Below are 11,643 nucleotides of genomic sequence, written 5' to 3'. Positions count from 1 at the left end.
ATGGTTGAATCCGAAGCCCAGGGGCGTCTTCCCGGTGTCGCCCCTGTCTCCGTCGTCGACATCGGCTCGAACTCTGTCCGTCTCGTTGTCTACGAGGGACATTCCCGCTCGCCGACGATCCTTTTCAACGAAAAGGTCCTGTGTGGTCTCGGCAAGGGGATCGCGCTGACGGGCAAGATGGACGAGGACAGCGTCGCACGCGCGCTCGGCGCCCTGCATCGCTTCAAGGCGCTCTCCGACCAGGCGCGGTCTGCCACCATGTACGTGCTGGCGACGGCCGCTGCCCGCGAGGCGAGCAATGGGCCGGACTTCATCCACAAGGCCGAAACGATCCTTCAACGCAAGGTTCGCGTTCTGTCGGGCGAAGAGGAAGCGCTGTTCTCCGCGCTCGGCATTGTCAGCGGCTTTTTCAATGCCGACGGCATCGCCGGCGACCTGGGCGGCGGATCCCTGGAACTCATCGACATCAAGGGAAAGCAGATCGGCCAGGGTATCACCCTGCCGCTCGGCGGTTTGCGGCTGTCGGAATATGCCGGCGGTTCCATCAGCAAGGCTCACAGCTTTGCCCGCAAGCACGTCAAGACCGCAAAACTGCTGGCAAAGGGCGAGGGCCGGACTTTCTATGCCGTGGGCGGCACATGGCGAAACATCGCCAAGCTGCACATGGAAATCCGCAAGTACCCGCTGCACATGATGCAGGGCTACGAAGTGCCGCTCGACGAGATGCTGCGCTTTCTCGAATTGGTCGAGCAGGCAAAGGATAGCAAGGAGCCGGCCTTCCAGGCGGTCTCGAAGCACCGGCGTGCGCTGCTTCCCTTCGGTGCCGTCGCGATGAGGGAAGTGCTGACGGCCATGAAGCCGTCAGTGGTCTCCTTCTCGGCGCAAGGCGTGCGCGAAGGCTATCTCTATTCGCTCTTGAGCGAGGCAGAACGCGCCAGTGATCCGCTTCTGTCCGCAGCCGCCGAGCTTGCTATATTGCGCGCCCGCTCGCCGGAGCATGCGAGAGAGCTGGCGGATTGGACCGGCCGGATGATGCCCTTCTTCGGCATCACCGAAACCGAAGAGGAAAGCCGTTATCGTCAGGCCGCGTGCCTTCTGGCAGATATCAGCTGGCGCGCGCATCCTGACTACCGCGGGCTGCAGGCGCTGAATATCATCGCCCATACGTCCTTCGTTGGCATCACCCATGCCGGCCGCGCCTTCATTGCGCTTGCGAACTACTATCGCTTCGAGGGACTGAGCGATGACAGCGCCACCGGACCGCTAGCGACGATCGCAACTCCGCAGTTGATCGAGCGGGCCAAGCTGCTTGGCGGGCTCCTGCGGGTCGTTTACCTGTTCTCCGCCTCGATGCCCGGCGTCGTCCGCAACCTGACCTTCCAGCGTTCGGCGAACCCGGATATCGACCTCGAATTCGTCGTGCCGCCGGAATATCACGATTTCGCCGGAGAGCGCATCGAGGGCCGCCTGCAGCAACTCGCCAAGCTCACCAACCGCCGGCTCGCCTTCAAGTTCCAGCAGCCGGAGGAAGAAGGCTCGTTCTCGGCCATGTCGGACGCCTGACGGGACGCCGCCCGCTTCAACCGATCGTCATGCGACGCAAGACGTTGGTCTTCCAGTAGAACTGGTGGACCAATGCGCCGAGAACATGGGTACCGATGACCGCCCAAAGAATGACCTTCAGGACATCGGCATGAATATTGCCGGCGCTGTTATAGCCGAGATAGTAGGCCGCCATGCCCGTCAGCGGCATGGCGATCAGCAGCAGATAGAGGATGGCGTGGGCAAGCTTTGAGGCGAAGGTAAAGATCGCCGGCTCTTCTGCCGGGGCGTCCGGCACGCCCGATTTGTGGCGAAGCAGAAGACGGACAATCACCAGAAGCAGGATTCCGATGCCGACATAGGCATGAATATTGGCGCCTGCGACCTGATCGGCCGTTGCCGTGCCTGTGTGCCTGATGGCGCGCTTCCATTCGTTCATGCCATCTGGCAGCAACAGATTGAACAGGACGAGCGCGGCTGTGAGCCAGTGCAGAATACGCTGCGGGATGGAGAAGGATTCCAAAGTGATGGCTCCTATGATCTGATTGATGCCGATCGACAGCGGCATTTGCGTTCGACGGGTCGAGTAGTCCGCCGCCGTTGATCCAGGGCTCGCATTGGATCGCGAGCCCTGGCCTGAGTGGTCTCGCTATTCCGTAACCGTCAGCTTCGCGTGCATGCCGGCCTCGTAATGGCCTTTGATGTTGCAGAGCAGGAGATATGAACCAGGCACAAGCTTGGCCTTCATTTGGCCATCTGCGCCCGGCTTCAAATCAGAAACCTCGCCGATGCTCTTCAACTGCTTCTCGTCGACGCGATGCTTGGTATTGATGAACGGGATGTTTTGGTCGGAAGACTTCAGCTTCACAAGAACCATCTCATGATTTTCAGTCATAGCGTCGTTGTGGACGAGAAATATCGTATCCCCGGCTTTGACGGTCGACTGATCGAGCGTCAGCGTCATCGGTCCGCCGCCTTCGCCTCCCTCCATCACCTTGATGGTGCCGGCCGCCCACGTTGGTGCGGCGAGGGAAAGAATGGTGAATGTAGCCAGAACATAATGCGGTAATTTCATCATTTAATCGGCCTTTCTGCCAGCTTCAGCCCGGGTCGGAGATAGTTGTTTCTCCTGACAGGTGACTGAATGCTTCCGAAAGCGCCTGCATTCTATGATGGTCTTCAGGTCAGGATCACGCCGGAGGCGCCGTTCCGCAATAACTGCAGAATGGCGCCGCCGCTTATGGGACCTACTTCGCGTTCAGGAATTCACCGACTTCGAGGATGCTGAACTCGTTGTCGTCAGCCTTGTCGAGGGCACGGCCTGCGGAATAGGGCAGGTTGTTGTCGTTGCCGACGATGATGTGGGTCGCGTCGATGCGGTCGACATTCTCGATAGTCACGAAAGGCATGTCGTAGAAGCCTTCGCCGCCGCCCTGGCGACGCTTGTGGTCAGGATCGCTGATGTGCATCAGGTCGATATAGCCGATCTTGCGCACTGCCTTGCCGACATTCGCGTCGGTCATTTCGATCTTGTAGATCTTCTTGTGCTTGGCAGGCGTCGCAAAGCAATCCGGCTTCGGGTTCTTCGGATCCGGGCAGGCCTTGTCGGCGGTGCCTTCGCCATTGTCGCGCTCGATGACGAGGGCGGTCGTGTCGTCCATCATGTTGAAATCGCCGATGGATTCGCCGAGATCGCTGAAGGGGTAGAACCAGGTGCGGCCGGTCCAGGCCTTGGAGGCGATATCGAATTCGATGATGCGCAGCGCGGTGTGGCCGTCAGCCTGTTCCAGCGTGCCGTCGTCCTTGACGAGCGCGCCTTCGAGCAGGCCGTAGAGCTTTTTGCGGTCCTTGGACATGGCAAGGCCTTCGAAGCCGCCGGAACGACGCAGGTTGAAGGCAGGCATCTTGCCGGTGGGGCTGCCCGGCAGGCTGAGGATGGCATTGTCGGGCGACATGACGGGCTTGCCGTCGACCGTGGTCGAAATGACGTCGGTCAGATGGCCTTCGCTATCGACCTTCAGGAGGTAGGGTCCGAATTCGTCGCCGATCCAGAAACCGTCGGCGACCGGCTGAATGGATTCGATGTCGAAATCGGCGCCGGTCAGATAGCGCTTGTCGGCGCCTTCGAGAACGATCGGGAAGGGAGCCTTCTTGTTCGGATCCGACAGAAAGACGTTCTTGACGATCTCGACCGTGCCCTTGTCCCAATCGAACTTGATGTTGTGCAGGAGGAGCGCGGAGTCGCTGGAATTGGCCTTGGAGCCGAAACCGTTGTCCGTCAGCGTCCAGAACGTGCCGTCAGGCATGGTCTTGATGCCGGAAAAACCTTGGACGGCCTGGCCGGCGAAGGGCAGGGAAAGGCCAGTCGGCCGATTGCCGTCCATGCCGGGAATCGTGCCGAGGGCTTCGGTACGCTTGCGGTCCGGTGTCGTGAACTTGCCCGAGGTCTTGAGGAATTCCGGCGCATCTGCCGGTGCGGGAACGATCGTGTTGGCCGGCAGGATGGCCTGCGAGGTCAATGTCGCGGGAAAGGCTTTCTCTTCGGCGGAGGCCGAAGCAGCAATCAGCATGAAGAGCGCCGTGGAGGCAAAAAGGAATTTGGACATCGTGTCACCTGTGTATGAGGAATGATGAACGTTCCTCGCTTAACAGGCGAGTAGTGTCGGCCGATTAACGCTTAGGTGAAGCTTGAGTGACTGTTGGTAAGGCCTACGAAGCGTCGATCAACCTCAGGCTGGGGCGGTTCTGACCGATGAGCGGAAACGCTCGTTTCGGCCAAGGGGAGCGACACTGGTCTCTTCGCCGAGACCTCGCAACGCCACTACGCCAACGGTCTGGTCCCGGCCTTTGACGGCATGTTCGCCCAAGTCCTCGGCAAGCACGTTGCCGGGAAGCGTCATCCGCCGGGCAAGATCTGTCGACATCAGGATGCGCTTGTCCAGCACCTTGCAAAGGCTCTCGAGCCGCGCTGCGGTGTTCACCGTGTCGCCGAAATAAGTGATCTTGTGGTGATCGACGCCGATTTCCGCGGTGATGATCGGGCCGCCATGCAGCGAGGCGCGAAGCTGCGGCACGCGCCCGTATGTCTGAAGCCACATGGCCTCATGTGTTTTGATATCGTCAAATATGTCGAAGATGCAGCGGACGCAGCGGGCGTCCTTTACGCCGCGTGCCATTGGCCAGGTAATGATAGCCGCGTCGCCGACATAGTCGTCGATGGCGCCTTTGTGGCGCCGAACCGATCTTGCAAAATCCGAAAACAGCGATGCCAGATATTGCTGTGCCCTGAGATCCCCGAATTCCTCCGCGAAGGATGTCGATCCGACGAGATCGACGAAAAGGAAAACGCGCTCCTCCGCAACCGGCTTGCGATAACGGGCCGTCAGCAGGCTGAGGAAAATATCGCGGCCGAGAAGCTCGCGGACCCTGAGCACCAGAATGAGAATGGCAGTCATCGTCAGCGCGTAGATGAGCACCCTTGCGGGCAACATCGTAACCTCCGACCAGGTCGCTGACATCAGCCCGACGGATTTCAAAACCGTTCCGGCAGCGGCAAAGCCGACACTGATCAGGATGAAATCCAGAACGAGGGCGACGATGACGTAGACCGGCGTCGGCAGCCGGTGCATCCAGTGGTAAAGGCGCGGCAGAATGGCGCCGCGCTCGAAGGCGACCAGCGGCATGCCGCAGAAGAGGGCGTATACGACGGCGATGGCAGGATGAGCCGGTCCTGCGAATATGAAATTATAGGCAAACCCCGTTGCCGCGATGAAGACCGCAATGAAAACCCAGCTGAATGCTGATGGTACTCTACCCATGCTGTCCGATCCCTTGGCCGACCGATCCCGGTCCGCCTGCCAATTCTATCCTTGCCATCGTGATGCAATCGTCAAGTGGCGAGCATATGGCGGAACCGGGCCGTCTTTCGGGTATCATATAGTGAATGCTCTCGGACACATCCAAGGGGCAGGCGGCTCGCCAAACCCTGAAACCCGAATTGCCGTGTCGACAGCACGATGTACTGCCGAGTTGCGACATGGACACACGCGGAGTAGAGTTAATCGTAACCACAAGGAAGACGTGTTGTGAAAACGATATGCTCCGCTCTACCAGCAATCGGATTTATCAGCTTTTTCTTTCAATCTGCTCATATAAGTTCTGACCGGCAGCCTGTCTTTCCGGTCGTCTCAGTACCCTTGTCGATGGCCAAGCCAATGAAGGTCGCGGGCGCCAAATGAGCGGGCGTCGGCGGCCATTGCTGTCGTGCCCGGCCCTCCTGCCATTCTTTCTCGTCGCAATCGCGCTCGCGACGCCGGCCCTCGGTCAAGGAAAGACACCATCGGATCCGGGAGGCGCGGAAAACTTCCCAAATCGCGAACTCGTCATCGGCACCAAACAGGCTCCTCCCTTTGCGATGAAAGGTCCCGACGGAACGTGGACCGGCATTTCCATCGATCTCTGGACGCAGGTTGCCCAAACACTCGGCGTCAAGTTCAGGCTCGTGGAGGAACCCACCGTACAGAGCCTCGTCGAGGCAACCACGCGTGGAGACTACGACCTGTCGGTCGCGGCAATCACCGTCACGGCCGAGCGTGCGCGAATGGTCGATTTCTCGCAGCCCTTCTACGACACGGGCCTCGGCATCGCCGTGCCGGCAGATAGCGTTTCCGTGTGGCATGAGATCATCCGCACGATGACGTCTTTCGGGTTTCTGCAGGCGGCCGGCGCATTGATCGGCATTTCGCTTCTGGTGGGCGCGCTGATCTGGCTCTTCGAGCGTCGTCACAATGAACATTTCGGTGGGACGGCAGCCAAGGGTCTGGGCGCGAGCATCTGGTGGTCGGCCGAAGCGATGACCCAGGCAAGCACCGGCCATCGGGCTCCGGTGACGATCGCCGGGCGGGCGCTTGCGATTATCTGGATGGTCGTGTCCATCATCACCATCGCTGTTTTCACCGCCAGCGTTACCTCGGCCCTGACGACACGTCAGATCCGGGGGCTTGTCAACGGCGTCGAAGATTTGCCGACCGTACGGGTTGGCGCGCTGGCGGGATCGGCGACAACAGGGTTTCTTGACGCGGAGCGCATCAAGCATCGCGATTTCAACACCGTGCAGGATGGGCTGAGAGCGCTGACATCAGGAGCGCTCGACGCCTTCGTCTATGACAAGCCGCTGCTCGCCTGGACGGTGGAGCAGCAGTTTTCAGGCAGCGTGCGTGTGCTCGACGGCGTCTTCGAGCCTCAGAGCTATGCCATGGCGATGCCGCTGAACAGCAGCTACCGCCGCACGATCGACGTCGCGATTCTTCAGGCCATCCATGACGAAAAATGGAAGCAGATTCTGTTCCGCTATTTCGGCGAAAAGGAGTAACTGCTCCCTGTAGCCCTCAGAGACTGACGGTTTCAACCTTCTTGCCGACGAAGCGCAGCGCCACCTGTCCCTGGATCAGTTGCAATGCCGTTTCGCCGAAAAGATCGCGCCGCCAACCGTGCAGAGCCGCGACTTCGGCGCTTTCGCCTTCCGCCGCGATCTTGTCGAGATCCTCGCTGTTGGCGATGACCTTCGGCGCGACGCCATGCTTCTCCGCCGTGAGCTTCAGCAGCACCTTCAGGAGTTCGGCCGCTGCCGCGGTTCCCTCGGGCGCCTGCGTGTGGCGCGGCACATGCGGCATGTCAGCCTTGGGCAGCGCAAGCGCCTCGTTGATCGCCTCCAGAACCGCGTTGCCGGCAGCAGAGCGTTCCCAGCCCTTGGGGATCGTGCGCAGGCGACTCAGCGCCTCACTGTCCTTCGGCTGCTGCTGGGCAATCTCATAGATCGCGTCGTCCTTGAGCACGCGTGAACGGGGAACGTTGCGGTTGCGCGCCTCGCGCTCACGCCATGCGGCGACATATTTCAGCACCGCCAGCTCCTGCGGCTTGCGCAGCCGCATCTTCAGCCGCTGCCAGGCATCGTCGGGATGCATATCATAGGTCTCGCGCGATTCCAGGATCGCCATTTCCTCGGCAAGCCAGGAAGAGCGGCCTTCGCGGTCGAGCTGCGCCTGCAGCGCCAGATAGACGTCGCGCAGATGCGTGACGTCGGCCAGCGCATAGTCGAGCTGCTTTTCCGAAAGCGGCCGGCGGCTCCAGTCGGTGAAACGCGACGACTTGTCGATGTGGACGTTCTTGATGCGGCTGACGAGCTGGTCGTAGGAAACGCTATCGCCGAAACCGCAGACCATGGCCGCGACCTGCGTGTCGAAGATTGGATGCGGGATGAGATTGCCGCGATTGAAGATGATTTCAATGTCCTGCCGGGCAGCATGAAATACCTTCAGCACCGAAGAATTGCCCATCAACTCGAAGAAGGGCGCAAGATCAAGGCCCGGGGCGAGGGGGTCTACGAGAACTTCGGTGGTCGGGCTTGCCATCTGGATGAGGCAAAGCACGGGCCAGAAAGTGGTCTCGCGAAGGAACTCGGTATCGATGGTAATGAATTCTGACTTGGCCAGCTCTTTGCAGGCCGCCTCCAATTCGGCGGTAGTTTCGATCATCTCAACACATTCATCGGAAAACAGTTCGATTAACCTTCCTTCCCCTTTCGGTCTGATATGTCAATATGAAGCAAGCCTCATCTGGCTAAACGACGCGCAGATAGCTCGTCATACCAGTTTTTTGATGCTCTATGATGTGACAATGCAGCAGCCAGTCACCCGGATTGTCGGCAACGAAGCTCAGCTGCACCTTTTCGTTCGGCTCGATCAGATAGGTGTCCGACACCAGGGGCATCACCTGCTTGGTATTGGAAGAGACGGTCGTGAAGCTCATTCCGTGCAGGTGAATGGGATGCAGATGCGGCGTCAGGTTTTCCATGTCGATGACATAGCTTTTGCCCAACTTGAGCTCGGCGAGCGGCGCCGTTGGATCGGGCGTATCGCCTTGCCAGGCCACCTTGTTGATCGCCCAGAACGTATAGCCGAGCGAGCCGCAGATGCTGTCGCTCGGACCCTTGTCGGCCGAGGCGCTGAGCTGCAGCGGGATATGTTCGGCGGATGAAAGATCGGCCTTGGCGACGGGATTGGCGTCGAGCGGGCCGAGATCGCGCACGTCGCGCTTCAGCGAATTGCCGACGGCGCGGAAGGTGGCGAGCACGGCCGGGTTGGTGCTGTGGATGTCGCTGAGCGAGACAATGGCGCCCTCGTCGTCGGGCATGCGGATGGCAAGCTCCAGCCGCTCGCCCGGCCCGAGATCGAGCGTATCGAGCGTGAAGCGCTCGGGCACCGGATTGCCGTCGATGGCGATGACCGTTCCGGCCGCACCGTCGAGCTTGAAGGAATAGATGCGCGTGACATCGGCAATCGCCAGCCGCAGTCGCAGGAGGCCACCGGCCGGTGCGTCATATTGCGGCTGCTGCTGCCAGTTGGCGGAGCGCACTGTGCCGAATGTGCCGGCACGGGCGGCGTCGCGAGGCTTGAACTGCTGGATGAACTGCCCGTCACCGCCGAGGCGCCAGTCGCGCAGATTGAGAACGATCTCGGCGTCGAAGACCGGATCTTTCGGATTCTCCACCACGATCACGCCGGTCATGCCGTGCCCCATCTGCGTCATCGTGTTGCAATGCGGATGATACCAGAAGGTGCCGGCATCAGGCGGCGTGAAGGCGTAGTCGAACGCGTCGTTCAGATAGACATAGGGCTGCGTGAGGAAGGGCACGCCGTCCATCTTGTTTGGAATGCGCAACCCATGCCAGTGGATCGTCGTCGGGTCGTCGATGCCGTTGATGAGGCGCGCGGCAAAGGGTTCGCCCTTCTTCATTCTGATAACGGGCGGCATGCCGTGTTCGCCCCAGGTCAGCATGTTTTTCGTGGGGCCGACATCCATGATCTTGGCCTCGGTCTTCTGCGTCTTGAGCACCATGGGTTCGGGCGCCGCTTGCGCTGCGGTAAACCTGCCCGCAAGCCCCAGGCCAACACCATAGGCGCCGGCGACGGCGGAAGCTTTCAGCAGGTTGCGGCGGGTGAGAATGGGCATTGGGCGCTCCGGCAGTCAGGAATTCGCCCCTGTTTAAAGTTGAGCAGAACTTTCAGCAATAGCCCCGGGGCCGCCAAACTGCCGCATTCCAGGCCGTTGTCGTATTTGTGAAGCGGAAAGCCCAAAGGCGACTTACGGTGCGCAACCGCGTTCAAGCCTTGACAAATCAGGCGGGTCATGCGCTTTTCCGCCCGATTTTATCGTCGGCAGGCGAGGTGCTTTTATGCGCTTTCGCCACCGGCCGCCAAGCCCAGGATTGATACTATGCATCGCTATCGCAGCCACACATGCGCCGCCCTGCGCAAGTCCGACGTCGGTTCGACCGTCCGCATCTCCGGCTGGGTCCATCGCGTCCGAGATCATGGCGGCGTGCTGTTCATCGACCTTCGCGATCACTACGGCATCACGCAGATCGTCGCCGACCCGGATAGCCCGGCCTTCAAGGCGGCCGAGACCGTCCGCGGCGAGTGGGTCATCCGCATCGACGGCCTGGTCAAGGCCCGCACCGAAGACACCGTCAACAAGACGATGCCGACGGGCGAGATCGAGCTCTACGCCCAGGAAATCGAGGTTCTCTCGGCTGCCAAGGAATTGCCGCTCCCCGTCTTCGGCGAGCCGGACTATCCGGAAGATGTTCGTCTCAAGTATCGCTTCCTCGACCTGCGCCGCGAGACGCTGCACAAGAACATCGTCAAGCGCACGCAGGTGATCTCGGCCATGCGCCGCGAGATGGGCTCTGCCGGCTTCACGGAATATACGACGCCGATCCTGACGGCGTCCTCGCCGGAAGGCGCGCGCGACTTCCTCGTGCCGTCGCGCATCCACCCCGGCAATTTCTATGCCCTGCCGCAGGCGCCGCAGCAGTACAAACAGCTCCTCATGGTCGCCGGCTTCGACCGCTATTTCCAGATCGCGCCATGCTTCCGCGACGAAGACCCGCGCGCCGACCGCCTGCCGGGCGAATTCTACCAGCTCGACCTCGAAATGAGCTTCGTGACCCAGGAAGACGTCTGGAACACGATGGGTCCGCTGATGACTTCGGTCTTCGAAGAATTCGCCGACGGCAAGCCGGTCACCAAGGAATGGCCGCGCATCCCCTATGACGAGGCGATCCGCAAGTACGGCTCCGACAAGCCCGATCTGCGCAACCCGATCGTCATGGAAGGCGTGACCGAGCATTTCGCAGGTTCCGGCTTCAAGGTGTTTGCAGGCATGATCGCCTCCAACCCGAAGGTCGAGATCTGGGCGATCCCGGCCAAAACAGGCGGCTCGCGCGCCTTCTGCGACCGCATGAACGCCTGGGCGCAGTCGACCGGCCAGCCCGGCCTCGGCTATATCTTCTGGAAGGAAGAGGACGGCAAGATCGCCGGCTCCGGCCCGCTCGCCAAGAACATCGGCGAAGAGCGCACCGAGGCGATCCGCACGCAGCTCGGCCTTGAGGCTGGCGATGCCTGCTTCTTCGTCGCCGGCGAGCCGGCCAAGTTCTACAAGTTCGCAGGCGAAGCCCGCACCCGCGCCGGCGAGGAACTGAACCTCGTCGACCGCGACCGTTTCGAGCTGTGCTGGATCGTCGACTTCCCGTTCTTCGAATGGCTGGAGGACGAGAAGAAGATCGACTTCGCGCATAACCCCTTCTCGATGCCGCAGGGTGGCCTTGAGGCGCTGCAGAACCAGGATCCGCTGACGATCAAGGCGTTCCAGTACGACGCCGTCTGCAACGGCTTCGAAATCGCCTCGGGCTCGATCCGTAACCAGCTTCCCGAAGTCATGGTCAAGGCCTTCGAACTGACCGGCAAGTCGGCGCAGGAAGTGGAAGAACAGTTCGGCGGCCTCTACCGCGCCTTCCAGTACGGCGCGCCTCCGCACGGCGGCGCTGCCTTCGGTATCGATCGTATCGTCATGCTGCTCGTCGGCGCCAAGAACCTGCGCGAAATCTCGCTGTTCCCGATGAACCAGCAGGCACAGGACCTCTTGATGGGCGCCCCGACGCCGGCAACCCCGACGCAGCTGCGCGAACTGGCGATCCGCCCGATCCCGCCGGTCAAGAAGGATTGAGCTAGCCTCAGGGCGCGCGGCCCAAGGCCGATATTC

The 11,643-nt window shown here is 60.9% G+C and carries 9 protein-coding genes; 3 read left to right on the top strand and 6 right to left on the bottom strand.

Features of this window, described 5'->3' with window-relative positions; genetic code table 11:
- Positions 1-1,563 (top strand): exopolyphosphatase, encoded by a 1,563-nt coding sequence (ppx, locus tag EV561_RS01990; protein ID WP_132517074.1) that lies wholly within the window; start codon positions 1-3, stop codon positions 1,561-1,563.
- Between the two features lie 16 nt (positions 1,564-1,579).
- Here the strand turns inward: ppx and EV561_RS01985 are convergent, their stop codons facing one another.
- The 4 genes from EV561_RS01985 to EV561_RS01970 all read right to left on the bottom strand — a co-directional run bounded on the left by EV561_RS01985 (position 1,580) and on the right by EV561_RS01970 (position 5,360).
- Entirely contained in the window at positions 1,580-2,110 is a 531-nt protein-coding gene (locus tag EV561_RS01985; RefSeq protein WP_132517072.1) for a cytochrome b/b6 domain-containing protein, read from the bottom strand.
- Between the two features lie 81 nt (positions 2,111-2,191).
- A complete protein-coding gene (locus EV561_RS01980) occupies positions 2,192-2,620 on the bottom strand; it encodes a plastocyanin/azurin family copper-binding protein (RefSeq protein ID WP_132517070.1) in 429 nt (142 codons plus the stop codon).
- Positions 2,621-2,789: 169 nt separating this feature from the next.
- Positions 2,790-4,148, bottom strand: coding sequence for an esterase-like activity of phytase family protein (locus EV561_RS01975; protein WP_132517068.1), 1,359 nt, complete (start codon positions 4,146-4,148; stop codon positions 2,790-2,792).
- Positions 4,149-4,271: 123 nt separating this feature from the next.
- Positions 4,272-5,360 (bottom strand): adenylate/guanylate cyclase domain-containing protein, encoded by a 1,089-nt coding sequence (locus EV561_RS01970; RefSeq protein WP_132517066.1) that lies wholly within the window; start codon positions 5,358-5,360, stop codon positions 4,272-4,274.
- Positions 5,361-5,776: 416 nt separating this feature from the next.
- On the opposite strand from EV561_RS01970, the gene EV561_RS01965 reads away from it, so the two are divergent.
- Positions 5,777-6,913, top strand: coding sequence for a transporter substrate-binding domain-containing protein (locus EV561_RS01965; RefSeq protein WP_132517064.1), 1,137 nt, complete (start codon positions 5,777-5,779; stop codon positions 6,911-6,913).
- A 16-nt stretch (positions 6,914-6,929) separates the two neighbouring features.
- Here EV561_RS01965 and rnd read toward each other — a convergent pair whose 3' ends face one another.
- Complete coding sequence (gene rnd / locus EV561_RS01960; RefSeq protein ID WP_132517062.1) at positions 6,930-8,075, bottom strand: ribonuclease D; 1,146 nt, start codon at positions 8,073-8,075, stop codon at positions 6,930-6,932.
- 85 nt (positions 8,076-8,160) lie between these two features.
- Positions 8,161-9,552: a multicopper oxidase family protein gene (locus EV561_RS01955; protein WP_132517060.1), complete on the bottom strand. Its 1,392-nt coding sequence runs from the start codon at positions 9,550-9,552 to the stop codon at positions 8,161-8,163.
- Positions 9,553-9,816: 264 nt separating this feature from the next.
- On the opposite strand from EV561_RS01955, the gene aspS reads away from it, so the two are divergent.
- Positions 9,817-11,607 (top strand): aspartate--tRNA ligase, encoded by a 1,791-nt coding sequence (gene aspS / locus EV561_RS01950; RefSeq protein WP_132517058.1) that lies wholly within the window; start codon positions 9,817-9,819, stop codon positions 11,605-11,607.
- Positions 11,608-11,643: the final 36 nt, after the last annotated feature.

It is taken from the genome of Rhizobium sp. BK376 (assembly GCF_004341625.1).
Lineage (GTDB): Bacteria > Pseudomonadota > Alphaproteobacteria > Rhizobiales > Rhizobiaceae > Rhizobium.
The sequence above is the reverse complement of the archived record's forward strand: the minus strand, read 5'-3'. Positions and strand labels throughout refer to the sequence as shown.